Below are 16662 nucleotides of genomic sequence, written 5' to 3'. Positions count from 1 at the left end.
TACTGAGCCGCGCTCGCTTGACGCTTCCGGCGCGCCGTTGATAAATTATCCGAGTGGATAATTTTACGGCGGATGGCGCAGCGGTTTCCAGGGGGAGACGCTGCTCGCCGGGATCGCTTGCGGGCGAGGGGCGTGGAACGATGGCTGCAAATCTCGACTCGGTAACGTCGCCGGCCCGGCCGGAGGCCCCGGCCGCCTTGCCGGCCGGCGGCGACAGGCTCACGCTGCGCACGAAGCTCGGCTTCGGCATCGGCGATTTCGCCTTCAACCTGTACTGGCAGGCGACCACCCTGTACCTCCTGTACTACTACACGGACGTCGTCGGGCTGTCCGCGGCCACGGCGGGGTGGATCTTCGGCGCCGCCATGCTGTGGGACGCGCTGTGCGATCCGGTGGCAGGCTTCCTCGCCAACCGCACGCGCACCCGCTGGGGCCGCTATCGGCCTTACCTGCTGTTCGGCTGCATCCCGCTCGCGCTCAGTTTCATCGCGATGTTCTATCCGAGCGCGGCCACCGGCGATCGCCTGCTCGCCTTGGTGCTGGGCACGCACATGCTGTTCCGCACCGCCTACACCGTCCTGTCGATGCCCTATAACTCGCTGATGGCGACGCTGACGCGCAGCAGCCAGGAGCGCGGCGGCCTGGCCGCCGCCCGCATGGTCTGCGCCAGCAGCGCCGGCCTGCTGGTGGCGCTGCTGACACTGAAGCTGGTGCATGGGTTCGGCGCGGGCGACGAGAAGCAGGGCTTCCTGGCGGTGATGACCCTGTACGCGGTGGTGTCGCTGCCGGTCTTCCTGCTGACCTTCCTTTCCACCGAGGAGCGCGTGCAAGCCGATGCGCACACCCTCTCCGTGCGCGACGCCCTGGCGGTGGTGCTGCGCAACCGCGCCTTCCTGCTGGTCTGCGGCATGTCGGTCGCGCTCATGGCCGCCGGTACCTTCCTGTCCAAGACACTGCCCTATGTGCTGAAGTACGCCCTGCACCGGGAAGACCTGATCGGCACCGCGCTCGGCGTGGTCGCACTCCAGGTCTTCATCGCCGTGCCGCTGTGGGCATGGCTGATGCGGCGCACGTCGAAGCGATTGGTGGCCCTGGCCGGCGGCGGGCTTGCCATCGGCGCCTATGCCGTGCTCGGCGCGCTCGGCACGCCGGGTGTGCCCGCCTTGCTGCTGCTGCTGGGCGTGATCGGCTTCGCCAGCGCCGCCACCCTGCTGGCGTCGTGGGCCATGATTCCCGACACCGTGGAGTACGGGGAGTGGCGCACCGGCATCCGCGGCGAAGGCACGATCTTCGGCGTGATCGCCTTCGCGCAGAAGGGCGCGCTCGCCATCGCCGTCGGCGGCGTCGGCCACCTGCTCGGCGCGCTCGGCTTCGCCGCCAACCAGGCCCAGGCGCCGGCGACCCTCGACGGCATCTGGGCCATGCTGTGGCAGGGGCCGATGGCGCTGCTCGTGGTGGGCATGGTGTTCGCCTACTTCTACCCGGTGACGCCGGGCATGCATCGGGATCTGCTGCACGAACTGGGGCGGCGCCGGGCCGCTGCCGGCGCCGCGCCCTGATCGCCGCGACCTTCCCCTGAACCTCCGTTTCTTCGTTGACCGCGCGGTCCCCGCCGCGCGCTCGGACTCTCGCGCCCTTGGCGCAGCCATTCCAACCCGGAACCACCCGATGCCCGAACTTCATCCTCCCGGCAGGGAAGCCATGCCGTCGTCCCCGCCTGCCGCGGCTTCCTGCTCCTCCCGCGCCGATCCCGACCTGCGCGCCAGCGAGACCGAGTCGCGCATGACAGACGACGAACGCTTCTCGCTGCTGTACAGCCTGATGGTGCGGGTCTTCGGCCGCACCGAGAGGGAGCCGCGCGTGCCGGCGGAACTGCCCGTCATCGCGGGCTACACCAGCGGCGTGCCTCGTCTCGGCATCCCGTCCCTGAAGATGGCGGATGCGAGCCTGGGGCTGCGCCACACCGGCGGCCAGGGCGACGGTGCCACCGCCTTTCCCGCCGCTCTCGCGCTGGGCGCGAGCTTCAATCCGGCGCTGGCGCGGACCATCGGCTGCGTGATCGGCAAGGAGGCGCGCGCGCGCGGCTTCAACGTGGCGCTGGGCGGCGGCATCAACCTGGTGCGCGAGGTGCGCAACGGCAGGAACTTCGAATACGTCTCCGAAGATCCCCTGCTGTCCGGCCTGGTGGGGGCCGGCATGGTCCGCGGCACGCAGGAGGAAGGCGTGCTCGCGGTGCTCAAGCACGTCTCGCTCAACGCCAGCGAAACCAACAAGTTCTTCCTGGATGCCGTCATCGATCCGGCCGCGCATCGCGAGAGCGACCTGCTGGCCTTCCAGATCGCCATCGAGCAAAGCGAGCCGGGTGCCTTGATGGGGGCGTACAACCTCGTCAACGGCGCCTATGCCTGCGGCAATCGCGCCCTCCTGCAGGAGACGCTCAAGGACGCGATGGGCTTCAAGGGCTGGGTGATGTCGGACTGGCTGGCCGTGTACGGCTGGGAGTTCGCCCTGAACGGGCTCGACCAGCATTCCGGCGCGCAGCTCGATGCGCAGGAGTGGTTCAACGGGCCGCTGCGGCAAGCGTACGAGGATGGCAAGGTGCCCAAGGCGCGCATCAGCGAGATGGTCCGGCGCATGCTGCGCTCCTACTATGCGGTGGGCATCGACCAGGAACGCCCCTGCGGGCCGGTCGACTTCGCCGCGCATCACGGCGTGGCGCTGGAAGCGGCGCGCCAGGGCATCGTGCTGCTGAAGAACGAGCGGGAGGCGCTGCCGCTGGCGCCGGGCAAGGGCAGGATCGCCGTGATCGGCGGCTATGCCCAGGCCGGCGTGCTGTCCGGCGACGGCTCGAGCCAGGTCATGCCGCCCGCCGGTTATGCGGCGCAGATCCCCGCACGCAGCCATCCCTTGCTGGGGCCCACCACCATGCGGCTGTTCGGGCCGTCGCCACTGGCGGCGCTGCGCCAGCGCTTCCCGGAAGCGGCCGTGTCCTACGACAGCGGCGCGCATATCGCCGAGGCGGTGGCGCTGGCCAGGCGTTGCGACACCGTCATCGTGCATGCGATCCGGCACGAGGGTGAGCGCTTCGACAGCCCGGACATGACCCTGCCGTTCGGGCAGGACGCCCTGATCGACGCGCTCGCGAGCGTCCATGACAACGTCATCGTCGTGCTGCAGACCGGCAATCCGGTGGCGATGCCGTGGCACGCCAAGGTACGGGCCATCGTGCAGGCCTGGTATCCGGGGCAGGCGGGAGCGCAGGCCATGACCGAGGTGCTGGCGGGCGACGTCAACCCGTCCGGGCGCCTGCCGGTCACGTTCCCGGCCAGCGTCGAGCAGACCCCCCATCCGCGCCTGCCGGGTGCCGACGTCGAACTGGGCACGCCCATCCGCGTGCACTACCACGAGGGCGCCGAGGTCGGGTACCGCTGGTTCGCCCGCACGGACAGGCAGGCGCTGTTCGCCTTCGGCCATGGACTGAGCTACACCCGGTTCGCCTACGCCGACCTGCGCATCGATGCCGGCGAGACCGTCACGGCGACCTTCACGGTGACCAACACCGGGGCGCACGAGGGTGCGGACGTGCCTCAGCTGTACCTGACGGAAGCGGCCGGCGACGTGCGCATGCGCTTGCTCGGCTTCCAGCGCGTCTTCCTCCGTCCGGGGGAGTCCGCGCGCGTCAGCGTGCGCGCCGATGCGCGCCTGCTCGCGCGCTTCCAGGCCGCCGAGGCGCACTGGCGCATCGACGCCGGCCGCTACCGCCTCGCGCTCGGGCGCTCCGCCGGGGAGCTCGTCCTGCATGGCGATGCCGAGCTCGAGGGGCGGACCTTCGGCCGTTGAGTCCCATGGCGGCGGTGCCGCGCCCTGCGCGCCGCCGCCACGCCGGGCCCGCACATACCAGAACAAAGCAAGAGGAGGAGAATCATGCAGAAGACGATCATCAGGTTTCCCCAGTCCACGAAGTCGCCCGCATCGCCCGCATCGCCCGCATCGCCCGCATTGCGCAAGTGGCCCAAGTCCCTGGCCGGCGCGGCCTTGCTGGCATCGGCCGCCGGCGTCGCGCACGCGCAGTCCGGCGTGACCCTGTACGGTGTGATCGACGTGCCGATCGAATACATCAATCACCTGGCCGGCAGCGCACCGACGATCAACCCGGTCACCGGCGCCGTGACATCGAAGCCGGGCGGGAACAAGTTCGGCATGGAGACCAACGGCGGGCTGTCGGGGTCGCGCTGGGGCCTGCGCGGCGTCGAAGATCTCGGGGGCGGCCTGCAGGGGCTGTTCGTGCTCGAGAGCGGCTTCGGTGCCGACACCGGCCAGTCGCTGCAGGGCGGGCGCCTGTTCGGGCGCAAGGCCTATGTCGGCCTGCAGAGCGACCGTCTCGGCCAGATCGCGCTCGGCCGGCAGGACACGACCATGTTCACCATGCTGGGCAACTTCTCGCCGAGCAAGTATGCCCTGCTGTTCGAGCCGATCGTTGCGCTGCTGGGCACGACCTACGGGCAGGACAACGTGATCAGCTACCAGGCGGTCAAGGGGCCGGTGACGGTCAAGGCCCACTACAGCTTCGGCGTCGGCACACCGGCCTTCGGGCTGACGCCGCTCGCGGGGCAGGGCGCGGGCGAGACGCCGGGCCACGCCAGGGACAACACCGCCTACGGCGCGGGCGCGATGTACCTGGACAACCGCTTCGGCGTGACGGCCAGCTATGACCAGTGGAACCCCGCCGCAACGGCCGGCAGCCCCGGCACGGTGAAGAAGGCGGCGCTGGCCTTTGCCTACTACCTGCCGCGCACGAAGTTCGTGGCAGGCTACCGCTGGGGCCAGAACAAGGACGCGGGCGGCAACACGCTGCTGCGCGACGATTTCTGGTGGGTCGGTGTCAACCACGACCTGACTTCGGCGCTGTCGCTGAGCCTTGCGTACTACTACGACAATCAGAAGATCCTGCGCACGAACGCGGTGCAGCCGGCGCTCAATCCGGTCAACCCGTGGCAGGTGAACCTGATTGCGGACTACGCCTTCTCCAAGCGCACCGACGTCTATCTGACGGTCGCTTATGTGAAGAACTCCGGCCTGAACTTCGATTCGGCGGCAATCAGCTTTGCCAACGGCGCTTACCTGACGCCGGGCAGCAACAGCCAGATCGGCGCGGCCATGGGTATCCGCCACAAGTTCTAGTCCACTGAATCATTGAAATGGGCGGGGAAGGACATGGTATGCGGGCCATCGCTCGCGCGGCGGGCTCGATCGGTTCGATCGGCTCGATTGACGCGGCAGGCCGGGCGCCGCGAGGATAGACATCATGCAACACGGAAACCGCAACGTTATGTTCTCCAGGCAGCTACGCCCGGCGCGATGGATCGGCGCCGCCATCGTCTTGGCAGCGGCCGGCGCGGCCGCCGCCATGTTCGCCACGCGAGCCGGCACGGCGGCGCCCGCCGCGGCCGGGGCCGCGCCCCAGGTCATCCTCGGCGATGGCGTCCATGGCCCGCGCGGGATGGCCTGGGTACCCGGCGGCGCCTACCGCATGGGCAGCGACAGCCCGCTCGCGCAGGACAACGAGCGTCCGGCGCACACGGTGCGCGTGCACGGATTCTGGATGGACCGGCACCACGTGACCAACGACGAGTTCAGTGCCTTCGTGGCGGCCACCGGCTATGTCACCACCGCGCAGAGGACACCGGACTGGGACACGATCAAGGTACAGCTGCCGCCGGGCACGCCGCCTCCGCCCACCGGCGCGCTGGTGCCCGGCGGCCTCGTCTTCGTCGGCACGGAGCACCCGGTGCCGCTGCAGGACTACTCGCGCTGGTGGCGCTACGTGCCGGGCGCGGACTGGCGCCATCCGCAGGGACCGGGCAGCTCGATCGAGGGCAAGGGCGACCACCCCGTCGTGCAGGTGTCCTATGAGGACGCCGAGGCCTATGCCAGGTGGGCGGGCAAGCGCTTGCCGACCGAGGCGGAATGGGAGTTCGCGGCGCGCGGAGGCCTGGAGCAGGCGACCTACGCCTGGGGCGACAGCTTCGCCCCGGACGGCAGGCAGATGGCCAACGTCTGGCAAGGGCAGCAGGCGCAGCCCTTTCCCGTGATCAGTCCCAAGGCCGGCGGCGCCGCCGGCACCAGCGCCGCCGGCACGTTCCCCGCCAACGGCTATGGACTCTACGACATGACGGGGAACGCCTGGCAATGGGTGGCCGACTGGTACCGCGCCGACCAGTTCGCGCGGGCCGCGGCGGACGCTGCGGCCGCGGTCGATCCGCACGGCCCCGGCGACAGCTGGGATCCTTCCGAGCCCGGCGTGCCCGAGCACGCGCCCCGGCGGGTGATCCGCGGCGGCTCCTTCCTGTGCAACCAGGACTATTGCCTGAGCTATCGCCCGAGTGCCCGGCGCGGGACCGACCCGTACAGCAGCATGTCGCACCTGGGCTTCCGGCTGGTGATGGACCAGCAGGCCTGGCATCCGGCGCGGCCGGCCAGCGCGCCCGCAGCGCCCGCCGTGCTGGCCGCCGCGATGCCCTGAGCCCGCATCAATCCCCGCATCAACCCCCGCATCAACGCGGCAGGGCCCCGCCCGCCGCACCGTCTCAATCTCGAGGAGGCGCTATGCCCTTACCGAAACGAACGCACCAGGGCGTCCTGCGCCTGGTCCTGGCCCTGGGCAGCATGCTGCTGCCCGCCGCGCATGCCGGCACGCTGCCCGCGCAGCCAGGCCCGCAGCCGGCCCGGCCGAACATTGTGTGGATCACGGTGGAAGACATCACCACTTTCCTCGGCGCCTACGGCGACCGGGAAGCGATGACGCCGAACATCGACCGGCTCGCCAGGGAGGGCGTGCTGTACACCCACGCCTACCAGGCCGCGGGGGTGTGCGCGCCCGCGCGCGCCGCCCTGATCACCGGCATGTACCCGACCTCGGTGGGCGCGCAGCACATGCGCACGGGCCCCGGTGAAATCCAGATTCCCGGGCGCGCCATGGCGCCGAAGCCGGACGGCATACCGGCGACCTATTCCGTGGTGCTGCCCGAGCAGGTCAAGGCCTTCCCCGAGTACCTGCGCAAGGCGGGCTACTACACCTCCAACAATCAGAAGCAGGACTATCAGTTCGAAGCGCCGGTCACGGTGTGGGACGAGAACGGCCCCGCCGCCTCCTTCCGCAACCGCCCGGCCGGAAAGCCGTTCTTCTCCGTCTTCAACTTCTTCCTGACCCACGAGTCCATGGTGGCACTGCGCAAGGATCCGCTGCGCGTGGATCCCGCCCAGGTCGCCGTGCCGCCGATCTTTCCGGACTCGCCTGCGGTGCGGGGCGACATCGCCCGCATGTACACGAATATCCGGATGATGGACGACCAGGTCGGCGAGTTGATCCGGATGCTCAAGGAAGATGGCCTGTACGACAACACCATCATCTTTTTCTTCTCCGACAACGGCGGCAACCTGCCGTGGATGAAGCGCGAGAACCTGGAGCGCGGCACGCATGTGCCGCTCATCGTGCGCTTTCCCGGCGGCGCGCACGCCGGCACGCGCGCCCGCGAGCTGGTCAGCGGGGTCGATCTCGCGCCCACGGTGCTCTCTCTCGCCGGCGTGCCGGTCCCGGCCTATATGCAGGGCCAGGCCTTCCTCGGCGCGCAGCGGGCCAAGGTGGCGCGCCGCTACGTGTTCGCCGCGCGCGACCGCATGGATACCGAGTACGACCGGGTGCGGATGGTGCGCGACGGACGTTACCGCTATCTCTACAACTACATGCCGGAGCGGCCCTACTACCAGGACCTCAAGTTCCGCCTGATGCTGCCCATGATGCGCGACATCCTGCAGCGCAAGGCGGACGGCACGCTGCCGGCCGCCACCGCGGCGTGGTTCGGGCCCAAGCCGGTGGAAGAGCTCTACGACGCCGAGCGCGATCCGTGGGAACTGCACAACCTGGCGGACGATCCGCGCTACCGGGCCAAGCTGGAGGAACTGCGGCAAGCCTTCCATGACTGGACGGCCCGCTATGGCGACATGGGCGGCATTCCCGAGCGCGACATGCTCAAGCAGATGTGGCTGGGCGGCGACAAGCCGCCCGCCACCGCGCTGCCAGAGGTCCGCGAGGTGGCCGAGGCGGGCGGCGGCGTGCGGATCGCCTGCGCCACGCCGGGGGCATCCATCGGCTACTGGATCGAACGCCCGGGCGCCGCGCAGGTTCCGCCCCGGCATGTGGTGCAGAGCTGGGACTACGAGCGCCTCGCCGGCGAGATGCTCGGCAAGGGCTTCGCCAAGGTCGGCGACATGCGGCCGGTGCCGCAGGCATGGACCGTCTACGACAACGAAGTCATCGCGCTGAAGCCGGGCGAGATCCTGCACGTCAATGCGATGCGCATCGGCTATGCGCCGGCGCGCATCGACTACGTCGACGGCAAGACGTCGGCGCCCGGGCAGGACTGAGGCGTGCCGGCGGATCGCCGGTGCGCCGGACGCCCCCGGGCGTCCGGCCTGCGCTTGCGCCGCATCGATGCATGGAGAGCCTGAAAAACATGGAGAGAGTGGAGAGTCGGATGTCTTATGCGATTTACCCCGGCCTGCGGGACAAGACCGTCGTCGTCACGGGCGGCGGCAGCGGCATCGGGGCGGAAATGGTGAGCGCCTTCGCGCAGCAGGGCGCGCGCGTCCACTGCATCGATATCAGCGAGGCGGACACCGCGCGCCTGCGGCAGGCACTGGCCGCCGAGGGCCTGCCTATCACCTGCCACGTCTGCGACCTGCGCGACCTGGACGCCACCGCGGCGGTTTTCGCCCGCATCGCGCGCGACGGCGCGCCGATCGGCGTGCTGGTCAACAACGCCGGCCGGGACGACCGGCATCGGGTCGAGGCCATCACGCCCGCCGTCTGGGAGGACTGCATGGCCGTCAACCTGCGCCACCAGTTCTTCTGCGCCCAGCTGGCGGCGGCCAGCATGCGCACGGCGCAGGCCGGCGTCATCCTCAATATGGGATCGGCTTCCTGGCATGTGGCCGTGCCGGACCTTGCCGCCTACATGACGGCGAAGGCCGGCATCGAGGGCCTGACGCGCGGGCTGGCGCGCGACCTCGGCCGTGATGGCATCCGCGTCAACTGCATCGTCCCCGGCGCGGTGCGCACGCCGCGCCAGATGCAGCTGTGGCAGACGCCGGAGAGCGAGGCGCGGCTGATGCAGGGCCAGTGCCTGCCGGTGCGCATCGAACCGCGGCATGTGGCGGCCATGGCGCTGTTCCTGGCGTCGGACGATGCCGGCTGCTGCTCGGGACGGGAGTACTTCGTCGACGCAGGGACATTCGGCCTATGAACGGCATCCATCCCACCTGCCTGTGGCCGCTCGCTGCCGGCCTCGGCGAGGGCCCGGTCTGGCACCGTGAGTCCGGCGCGCTCTACTTCGTCGACATCCTGGGCGGCAGCATCCATCGCCTGGCCGTGGCGACGGGCGCCACCACGACCTGGCCGCTCGCCGGCCGGCCGGGCTTTCTGCTGCCGTTCGCCGACGGCTCGTTCCTGTGCGGCATGCAGCATGGGCTCTACCGCTTCGATCCGGCCGACGGCTCGTGCCGCAAGCTGCTGGAAGTCGAGCCGGAGCTGCCGGGGAACCGCATCAACGACGGTTTCGTCGATCCCGCCGGGCGGCTCTGGTTCGGCACCATGGACGATGGCGAGTCGGCCGCGAGCGGGTCCCTCTACCAGCTCGGCGACGACGCCAGGCTGATGTGCCGCGACCAGGGCTATGTCATCACCAACGGCCCCGCCATGAGCCCCGACGGGCGCACGCTGTACCACGGCGACACCGTTGCGCGCCAGGTCTATGCCTTCGATGTCGGGCCGGATGGCGCCCTGTCGCGCAGGCGGGTATTTGCCCGGCCTTGCGGCGAGGGGTATCCGGACGGCATGGCGGTCGATGCCGATGGCTGCCTGTGGATCGCCATCTTCGGCGGGGCGCGGATCGAGCGCTGGTCCGCCGATGGCCGCCTGGCCGGCACCGTGCGCCTGCCTTGCGACCAGGTCACCAAGCTGGCCTTCGGCGGAGACGACCTCCGGACCGTCTACGTCACCACCGCGCGCAAGGGACTTGGCGCCGAGGCCCTGCAGCGGCAGCCGCTGGCCGGCGGCCTGTTCGCGTTCCGGGCACCCGTGGCCGGCCTGCCGCAGGGGATCTGCCGCGCCTGGCCCTGAACGCCTGGCTCAGCCCTGGCGGTACACGTCCGGCCGCAGGATCTCCATATGCGCCTGGGGCGCGTGCAGCGGCGTGAAGCCGAAGCGGGCGTAGAGCCCCGCCGCGGTCGACGTGACCAGGGTGAAGCGGCGCAGCCGCGCCAGCGCCGGGCAGGCCATCACGGCCTCCATCAGCCGGCGCGACACGCCCTGGCCGCGGTGGGTTTCGAGCACGAATACGTCGACCAGGTAGGCGAAGGTGGCCTGGTCGGTGATGACGCGGGCGAAGCCGACCTGCCGACCCGTGGCGGTGTCGTAGGCGCCGAAGCACAGCGCGTGGCGGATGGACCGTTGCACGGTGTCCAGGTCGATGCCGCGCGCCCAGGTCGAGCGGTTCGACAGGAAGTCATGGATCATCGGGATGTCGAGGCGATCCCGGTCGGTGGAGATGTCGATGGGCATGAGGGTCCGTGTGGGTGAGGACGCGTCGAAGGCAACTCTTGCCTGCCGCTGCCTGCCGCTGCCTGCCGCTGCCTGTCGTGGCCATGGCACGCGGCCAGGCGGGCGTGGCGCTGGCGTACCATGGTAGCGCCACGCCCGCCCGCGATCCCGCCGGCCCCGTCCTGCGCGCGCGGGCAGGCATGGCATGGGGCGGACGGAGCCCGGCATCTTGACAGCGGAGCGGCAGTTCATCTAGTTTACTGGATAATTATTCCAATAAACTGGAAACCATGGATATCAATGCCACCATCGCGTCCCGCGTACGCGCGCTGCGCGATGCGCAGGGCTGGTCGCTGGAGGCGCTCGCCGAGCGCAGCAAGGTAAGCCGCTCCACCATCTCGCTGATCGAGCGCGGCGCCAGCAGCCCCACCGCCGTGGTGCTGGAGCGGCTGGCCACGGCGCTCGGCGTTGCGCTGGCGTCGTTGTTCGAGCCGGCGCCGGACGATGGGGCGGCCGAGCCGTCGCCGCTGTCCCGCTCGCGCGAACAGGCGCTCTGGACCGACCCGGAATCCGGCTATGTGCGGCGCAACCTGTCGCCTGCCGTGCCGTCGCCGATCCAGCTGGTCGAGGTGCAGTTCCCGCCGGGGCAGCGCGTGGCCTACGACACCGGCATGCGTGACAGCGATCTGCACCAGCAGCTCTGGATGCTGGAAGGGGTGATGGAGTTGCGGGTCGGCGACGCGCCGTGGCGGCTCGAGGCGGGCGACTGCCTGGCGATGCGGCTGGACCGTCCCATCGTTTTCCACAATCCCGGGCGCAGGGCGGCGCGCTACCTGGTGGCGCTGAGCAAGCAACCCTTCCACGATCCGCGCGGCCGCTGAGGGCGCGCCGGCGAGAACCCGGCGCCAACACATCGCCCCGGCCATGCCCTGCGCATCCACCACGGACCCCACTATGGACCCCACTATGAACACCACCAGGGAACCCGCCATGGAATCCATCGTCCTGCGCCGGCTCGGCGCCGAGGAGGCAGCCGGCCGCGCCGGCGCGCTGGCCGACGTGCTGATCGATTGCGTCGAAGGTGGCGCCTCGGTCAGCTTCATGCTGCCGCTCTCCCGCGCCACCGCGCAGGCCTTCTGGCAAGGCGTGGCGCAGGGCGTGGCGCGTGGCGAGCGCATCCTGCTGGTGGCCGAGGACGCGCAGGGCGAGATCCTCGGCACCGTGCAGCTGATCACCGCGCAGCCGGAGAACCAGCCCCACCGCGCCGACGTGGCGAAGATGCTGGTGTGCCGCCGGGCGCGGCGCCGCGGCGTGGCCCGGCGCCTGATGGCGGCGCTCGACGAGGCGGCCCGCGCGGCCGGCAAGTCGGTGCTGGTGCTCGATACCGTCACCGGCGGCGATGCCGAGCGGCTCTACGAGCGCGCCGGCTGGCTGCGTGTCGGCACGGTGCCGAACTACGCGCTGATGCCGGACGGCAGCTTGTGCGGCACCACCTTTTTCCACAAGCAGCTTGCCTAGGACGTGGCTGAGACACCGGTCAGGGAAACCTGTCAGACTGTCGCCCATGATGGCGCGCCGCCATTGTACGAGGACATCGCCATGGAACGTGAAGCCTTTGTCCAGGCCCTGACGCAGGAGGGCTACAGCGAATTCGTGCTGGTCACGCGCGAGGCCGGCGCGCTGGCAGAGCACAGCCACTCCTTCGAGGCCAAGGCGCTGATCCTCTCGGGCGAGATCGAACTCCTTGCCGCCGGCGAGGAGCGGCTGTACCGTGCCGGCGACGTGTTCCACCTCGAGGCCGGCCAGCCGCATGCCGAGCGCTATGGCGCGCAGGGCGTGCAGGGCGTGCAGTCCCTGGTCGGCCGCCGCTGAGGCGCCTGCCTGGTGGCATTTCTTTCCTCCCCTTACCGCACATGGACAAACTGCTGGCCCTGAAGATGTTCGTCGAAACCGTGGACGCGCGCGGCTTTTCCGCGGCGGCACGGCGCCTGGAGGTGGCCACCTCCTCCGTCACCCGCACGCTCGACGGACTGGAGGCGGAACTCGGCGCGGTGCTGCTCAACCGTTCGACGCGCCAGGTCACGCTGTCCGAGGCCGGCGCGGCCTACTACCAGCGTGCGCGCGGCATCCTGGAGGCGGTGGCCGAGGCCGACGCGCTGGTCGCCGACCGCGGCGATGCCCCGGTGGGGCAGTTGCGCGTTTCGCTGCCGGTGGCCTTCGGCCGGCGTTGCATCGCGCCCTTCCTGGCCGGGTTCATGGCGCGCTACCCCCAGCTCGAACTGGAGGTGACCATGACCGATGAGATCGTCGACCTGCTGCGCGAGCGTATCGACGTGTCGATCCGCCTGGGCAGCGCGGCCTCCTACGACGACGTGGTCGCGCGCGAGATCGGCGTGTTCCGCCGGCGCGTGGTGGCGAGTCCGGCCTACCTGGCGCGCTACGGCATCCCGGCGGCGCCCGCCGACCTGGCCGACGCCGGTCGCGAGTGCCTGCGCTTCAGCTATGGGGCCAGCCAGCAGGTGTGGACCTTCGGGTGCGGCGACGAGGCCATCCAGGTGCCGGTCGGCGGGCGCTCGCGCAGCAACAATGCCGAGGTGCTGCACGAACTCGCCCTGGCCGGCAGCGGCATCGCCCTGCTGCCGGACTGGATGGTGGACGGCGACATCGAGGCCGGGCGGCTCAGCACGCTGTTCGCGGACTGGACGGTCAATCCGAACCAGGCCACCTCCGCCATCACCGCGCTTTACCTGCCCAGCCAGCGCGGTTCGCGCCGCATCGCGGCTTTCCTCGATTTCCTTGCGCAGCTGCCGGGGCCGACCGGGCAGGCCGCGGCGGTGCCCTGAGCGCTGGCGGGTCCGGGGCGCCACCGCCGGCTCAGCCGCCGAGGCGGCGTGCGAAGAACGACAGGATCTCGTCGCGCGCGCGCAGCGTCGGCTGTCCCGCTTCGTCGATCAGGTGGGCGGTCACCACGCTGTGCGGGCTGCCTACCACCTGGGCGAAGAAAGGCGGCGGGGCCGGATGGGCGGCGCTGTCCGGCAGCACGCGCGCGACGAAGCGCTCGCCCAGCGCCTCGCGGAAGGCGGCGAAGCGCTGGGCCCGGCAGTGGCGGTCGCCGTCGAAGCGGTAGGCCAGCACGGTCAGGTCCTCGCGCTCCAGGCGCTCCCGCACCGCCGCCAGTTCGTCCGGCGCCATGCCGGTGCCGGCCGGGTCGTCGAGCGGCAGCGAGGGCTGGCACATCACCGGCGCCAGCATGGCCGGCTCCAGCATCATCGACAAGGCGAAATTCCCGGTGAAGCACATGCCGATGGCGCCGACCCCGGGGCCGCCGCATTGCGCGTGCGCCAGCCGCGCCAGCGCGCGCAGCCACTGCATGGCCGGGCTCGGCGCGCCGCCCGCCAGGGCGCGGAACTCGGCGCTGACGCAGGCCCGGCGGAAGGTGGCGATGCCCTCCTCGACCTGCGGCAGCGCGCCGTCGCGCCCGAACAGCGAGGGCATGTAGACGGTGAAGCCGGCCGCGCGCACCCAGCGGCTGAAGCGCGCCACCTGCGGGCTGATGCCCGGCATCTCGGTCATCACGATCACGGCGGGGCCACTGCCGGTCACGTGCACGACTTTGCTCACGCCGTCCAGCGTGATGCGGCGCGGTTCGAAGTCGTCGAGCGGATCGTCGGCCTGCGGGTCTCGGGGCGTTTCCATCGGTCTGTCTCCTGGTGGATGGCATGGGCGCGCCGGCTGGCGCGCTGCTTGTATTGGAGCGTTCGCAGGGGCAGAATGGCAGCGTCTGAAATGACTCGTTTCAAGCGAAATCCGACATGCACGATTTCACCGTCGTGATCCTCGAAGGGGCCTATGCCAGCAGCGTCGCGGTGACGCAGGACATGCTGGCGGCGGCTGCGGCGCTGGCACCCCGGGCGGGCGTGGCTGCGCCGCGCTGGCGCCTGTGCTCGCTCGCCGGCGGGCCGGTGCGGCTGCAGGGCGGGCTGTCGGTGCAGACCGCGCGGCTGCCGGCGCGCGCGGGCCGGGACCGCTCGCTGTGGGTGCTGCCCGGGCTCGGGCTGGCCACGCCGGCGGCGCTGCGGGCGCGCCTGGCCAGCGCCGAGGCGGGTGCGGTGGCGGCCGCGCTGGCGCGCCACGCCGCGGCCGGCGGCACCGTGGCCGCCGCCTGCTCGGCGGTGTTCCTGCTGCGCGATGCCGGCCTGCTGCAGGGGCGGCGCGCCACCACCTCGTGGTGGCTGGCGCCGCTGCTGCAGGCGATGGCGCCGGCGTGCCGCGTCGATGCCGACCGCATGGTGTGCGCCGACGGCCCGGTGACCACCGCCGGCGCGGCCTTCGCCCAGACCGACCTGATGCTGCACCTGCTGCGCGAGCGCTGCGGCAGCGCGCTGGCCGAGCAGGTCGCGCGCATGCTGCTGGTCGACGGCCGCCAGGCACAGGCGCCCTTCATCGTGCCGGAGGCGATGGCCAGCGGCAACGACCTGGTGGCGCGCCTGGCGGCCAGGGTCGAGGCGGCGCTGCCGGCGCCGCCATCGGTGGCGGAACTGGCGCGGGCCTTCTGCATGTCCGAGCGCACGCTGGCGCGCCATGTGCAGAAGGCCACCGGCAAGAGCACGCTGGCGCTGGTGCAGAGCGTCAGGCTGCGGCGCGCCAGGGCGTTGCTGGAGGGCAGCCGGATGACGGTGGAGCAGGTGGCCGAGGCGGTCGGCTACCAGGATGCGACGGCGTTGCGGCGCCTGATGCGCAAGGTGGCGGGGGCCAATCCGGGCCGCTTCCGCCAGGCGGGGGTGGCGGCGTAGTGGTTGAGTCGTGGTGGCGGCGTGGTGGCGGCGTGGGGCGCTGGCTCAGTCCTGCGGCGTGGATTCCAGACCGTCGATGTCGAAGCCCTGGGCGGCCAGCCGTTCCACCAGGGCCTGCAGCCGCGCCGAGTCCACGTGCGGGGTGCGCGACAGGATCCACAGGTACTGGCGTTTCGGTTCGCTGACGGCGGCCAGCGTGTAGTCGGGGTCGAGGTCGATCACCCAGTAGTCGCCCCAGACGAAGGGCAGGAAGCCCAGCCATGCCGGCGCGAAGCGGACCTGCAGGCGCGCCGAGGCGGCGCCGCCGACCTGGCGCGCCACGCCGTCGGCTTCGCTGGTGCCACCGCTGCGGTTGCTGCAGCGGTTGGTGATGGCGAGCTTGCCGCCGGCGGCCAGCGCGTAGGTCGCGGTGGCGTGGCCGATGCACTCGCGCTGGAAGGGGTTCGGATACCTGGCGATCTCATACCAGGTGCCGAGATAGCGCTCGACCGCGAGTGCCGGTACCGGCTGCAGCGGCGCCGCGGCCTGCTCGGCGGCGTGCGCGGGGCCCAGCCACAGCAGCGCGGCGCAGGCGAGCAGCGGGATCCGGAAAGACGACATGTAGAGGCTCCTTGGGCGGGACAGGCGGGCGGCACCGGGGGCCGGTGCCGTGCGCCGCCGCAACGATAGCACCAGTCGCCGCGGGCGGGCACCGCGCCGGTGGCGGCGTGCTAGAGTCTGCGCAGGATCCACGACGGGTGCATGACGGATGCATGACGGCACAGGCGGGCGCACATGAAGACGCTGCTGATCATCTACCACACGATGACGGGAGGCACCCGGCAGATGGCCGAGGCGGCGGCCGCGGCGGCGCGCGCGCAGGCCGGTGTCGAGGTCAGGCTGCAGCGCGCGCAGGACACCGTCGCCGAGGATGTGCTGGCGGCCGACGGCTACCTGTTCGCCACGCCGGAGAACCTCGCCACCATGTCGGGCCTGATGAAGGATTTTTTCGACCGCTGCTATTACGCGGCGCTCGACCGCGTCAACGGGCGGCCCTACGCCGCCATGATCTGCGCCGGCAGCGACGGCCAGAACGCGCTGCGCCAGATCGACCGCATCGCCACCGGCTGGCGTCTCAAGAGCGTCGCTGCCGGGCTCATCGTCTGCACCCATGCGCAGACGCCCGAGCGCATCCTCGCGCCCAAGACCGTCGAGGCCGATGACCTGGCGCGCTGCGCGGAGCTGGGCGCGGGCCTGGCGGCGGGCCTGGCGCTGGGCGTGTTCTAGCCGCGC

16 protein-coding genes are annotated in these 16662 nt (G+C 71.0%); 13 read left to right on the top strand and 3 right to left on the bottom strand.

What is annotated here, in order from left to right; genetic code table 11:
• Nucleotides 1–140: 140 nt before the first annotated feature.
• The 7 genes from BKK79_RS24130 (at nucleotide 141) to BKK79_RS24100 (ending at nucleotide 10177) form a co-directional block, all read left to right on the top strand.
• On the top strand, nucleotides 141–1559 hold the full coding sequence (locus tag BKK79_RS24130) for an MFS transporter (protein ID WP_084085112.1): 1419 nt from the start codon (nucleotides 141–143) through the stop codon (nucleotides 1557–1559).
• A gap of 109 nt (nucleotides 1560–1668) precedes the next feature.
• Nucleotides 1669–3840: a beta-glucosidase family protein gene (locus tag BKK79_RS24125; RefSeq protein WP_198173393.1), complete on the top strand. Its 2172-nt coding sequence runs from the start codon at nucleotides 1669–1671 to the stop codon at nucleotides 3838–3840.
• A gap of 84 nt (nucleotides 3841–3924) precedes the next feature.
• A complete protein-coding gene (locus BKK79_RS24120) occupies nucleotides 3925–5181 on the top strand; it encodes a porin (protein ID WP_084085110.1) in 1257 nt (418 codons plus the stop codon).
• Nucleotides 5182–5305: 124 nt separating this feature from the next.
• Nucleotides 5306–6523 (top strand): formylglycine-generating enzyme family protein, encoded by a 1218-nt coding sequence (locus BKK79_RS24115; protein WP_442873285.1) that lies wholly within the window; start codon nucleotides 5306–5308, stop codon nucleotides 6521–6523.
• 83 nt (nucleotides 6524–6606) lie between these two features.
• Nucleotides 6607–8424, top strand: coding sequence for a sulfatase family protein (locus BKK79_RS24110; RefSeq protein WP_084085108.1), 1818 nt, complete (start codon nucleotides 6607–6609; stop codon nucleotides 8422–8424).
• A 110-nt stretch (nucleotides 8425–8534) separates the two neighbouring features.
• Nucleotides 8535–9302, top strand: a complete 768-nt coding sequence (locus BKK79_RS24105) for an SDR family NAD(P)-dependent oxidoreductase (RefSeq protein ID WP_071018020.1) — start codon at nucleotides 8535–8537, stop codon at nucleotides 9300–9302.
• The gene (locus BKK79_RS24100) at nucleotides 9299–10177 is read left to right on the top strand and encodes an SMP-30/gluconolactonase/LRE family protein (protein WP_071039076.1); all 879 of its coding nucleotides are present in this window, start codon (nucleotides 9299–9301) and stop codon (nucleotides 10175–10177) included. Before BKK79_RS24105 ends, BKK79_RS24100 begins: the two co-directional genes overlap by 4 nt.
• 9 nt (nucleotides 10178–10186) lie before the next feature.
• On the opposite strand, the gene BKK79_RS24095 is transcribed toward BKK79_RS24100, so the two are convergent.
• Nucleotides 10187–10618 (bottom strand): GNAT family N-acetyltransferase, encoded by a 432-nt coding sequence (locus BKK79_RS24095; protein WP_071039075.1) that lies wholly within the window; start codon nucleotides 10616–10618, stop codon nucleotides 10187–10189.
• Between the two features lie 269 nt (nucleotides 10619–10887).
• Between BKK79_RS24095 and BKK79_RS24090 the strand changes: the two genes are divergently transcribed.
• From BKK79_RS24090 to BKK79_RS24075, 4 genes are all read left to right on the top strand, one after another.
• The gene (locus BKK79_RS24090; protein ID WP_071039074.1) at nucleotides 10888–11478 is read left to right on the top strand and encodes a helix-turn-helix domain-containing protein; all 591 of its coding nucleotides are present in this window, start codon (nucleotides 10888–10890) and stop codon (nucleotides 11476–11478) included.
• A 109-nt stretch (nucleotides 11479–11587) separates the two neighbouring features.
• Nucleotides 11588–12115 (top strand): GNAT family N-acetyltransferase, encoded by a 528-nt coding sequence (locus BKK79_RS24085; protein ID WP_071039073.1) that lies wholly within the window; start codon nucleotides 11588–11590, stop codon nucleotides 12113–12115.
• An 81-nt stretch (nucleotides 12116–12196) separates the two neighbouring features.
• Complete coding sequence (locus tag BKK79_RS24080) at nucleotides 12197–12469, top strand: cupin domain-containing protein (RefSeq protein WP_071040331.1); 273 nt, start codon at nucleotides 12197–12199, stop codon at nucleotides 12467–12469.
• Between the two features lie 41 nt (nucleotides 12470–12510).
• Complete coding sequence (locus BKK79_RS24075; RefSeq protein WP_071039072.1) at nucleotides 12511–13440, top strand: LysR family transcriptional regulator; 930 nt, start codon at nucleotides 12511–12513, stop codon at nucleotides 13438–13440.
• A 31-nt stretch (nucleotides 13441–13471) separates the two neighbouring features.
• On the opposite strand, the gene BKK79_RS24070 is transcribed toward BKK79_RS24075, so the two are convergent.
• Nucleotides 13472–14293, bottom strand: coding sequence for a dienelactone hydrolase family protein (locus BKK79_RS24070; protein ID WP_071039071.1), 822 nt, complete (start codon nucleotides 14291–14293; stop codon nucleotides 13472–13474).
• 116 nt (nucleotides 14294–14409) lie between these two features.
• Between BKK79_RS24070 and BKK79_RS24065 the strand changes: the two genes are divergently transcribed.
• Complete coding sequence (locus BKK79_RS24065; protein ID WP_071018031.1) at nucleotides 14410–15390, top strand: GlxA family transcriptional regulator; 981 nt, start codon at nucleotides 14410–14412, stop codon at nucleotides 15388–15390.
• A 45-nt stretch (nucleotides 15391–15435) separates the two neighbouring features.
• Here the strand turns inward: BKK79_RS24065 and BKK79_RS24060 are convergent, their stop codons facing one another.
• Nucleotides 15436–15990, bottom strand: a complete 555-nt coding sequence (locus tag BKK79_RS24060) for a lipocalin family protein (protein WP_071018033.1) — start codon at nucleotides 15988–15990, stop codon at nucleotides 15436–15438.
• 174 nt (nucleotides 15991–16164) lie between these two features.
• Between BKK79_RS24060 and BKK79_RS24055 the strand changes: the two genes are divergently transcribed.
• Nucleotides 16165–16656: a flavodoxin family protein gene (locus tag BKK79_RS24055; protein ID WP_071039070.1), complete on the top strand. Its 492-nt coding sequence runs from the start codon at nucleotides 16165–16167 to the stop codon at nucleotides 16654–16656.
• Nucleotides 16657–16662 lie beyond the last annotated feature (6 nt).

Origin of the sequence: Cupriavidus sp. USMAA2-4 (genome assembly GCF_001854305.1) — a bacterium.
GTDB lineage: Bacteria > Pseudomonadota > Gammaproteobacteria > Burkholderiales > Burkholderiaceae > Cupriavidus > Cupriavidus malaysiensis.
Note: the sequence above shows the minus strand (reverse complement) of the source record. Positions and strands in the feature narration are given on the sequence as shown.

Bases quoted from the DNA above. Each gene is read 5' to 3' on its own strand.
- BKK79_RS24130 (WP_084085112.1), top strand. From the start codon at position 141: ATGGCTGCAAATCTCGACTCGGTAACGTCGCCGGCCCGGCCGGAGGCC.
- BKK79_RS24125 (WP_198173393.1), top strand. From the start codon at position 1,669: ATGCCCGAACTTCATCCTCCCGGCAGGGAAGCCATGCCGTCGTCCCCG.
- BKK79_RS24120 (WP_084085110.1), top strand. From the start codon at position 3,925: ATGCAGAAGACGATCATCAGGTTTCCCCAGTCCACGAAGTCGCCCGCA.
- BKK79_RS24115 (WP_442873285.1), top strand. From the start codon at position 5,306: ATGCAACACGGAAACCGCAACGTTATGTTCTCCAGGCAGCTACGCCCG.
- BKK79_RS24110 (WP_084085108.1), top strand. From the start codon at position 6,607: ATGCCCTTACCGAAACGAACGCACCAGGGCGTCCTGCGCCTGGTCCTG.
- BKK79_RS24105 (WP_071018020.1), top strand. From the start codon at position 8,535: ATGTCTTATGCGATTTACCCCGGCCTGCGGGACAAGACCGTCGTCGTC.
- BKK79_RS24100 (WP_071039076.1), top strand. From the start codon at position 9,299: ATGAACGGCATCCATCCCACCTGCCTGTGGCCGCTCGCTGCCGGCCTC.
- BKK79_RS24095 (WP_071039075.1), bottom strand. From the start codon at position 10,618: ATGCCCATCGACATCTCCACCGACCGGGATCGCCTCGACATCCCGATG.
- BKK79_RS24090 (WP_071039074.1), top strand. From the start codon at position 10,888: ATGGATATCAATGCCACCATCGCGTCCCGCGTACGCGCGCTGCGCGAT.
- BKK79_RS24085 (WP_071039073.1), top strand. From the start codon at position 11,588: ATGGAATCCATCGTCCTGCGCCGGCTCGGCGCCGAGGAGGCAGCCGGC.
- BKK79_RS24080 (WP_071040331.1), top strand. From the start codon at position 12,197: ATGGAACGTGAAGCCTTTGTCCAGGCCCTGACGCAGGAGGGCTACAGC.
- BKK79_RS24075 (WP_071039072.1), top strand. From the start codon at position 12,511: ATGGACAAACTGCTGGCCCTGAAGATGTTCGTCGAAACCGTGGACGCG.
- BKK79_RS24070 (WP_071039071.1), bottom strand. From the start codon at position 14,293: ATGGAAACGCCCCGAGACCCGCAGGCCGACGATCCGCTCGACGACTTC.
- BKK79_RS24065 (WP_071018031.1), top strand. From the start codon at position 14,410: ATGCACGATTTCACCGTCGTGATCCTCGAAGGGGCCTATGCCAGCAGC.
- BKK79_RS24060 (WP_071018033.1), bottom strand. From the start codon at position 15,990: ATGTCGTCTTTCCGGATCCCGCTGCTCGCCTGCGCCGCGCTGCTGTGG.
- BKK79_RS24055 (WP_071039070.1), top strand. From the start codon at position 16,165: ATGAAGACGCTGCTGATCATCTACCACACGATGACGGGAGGCACCCGG.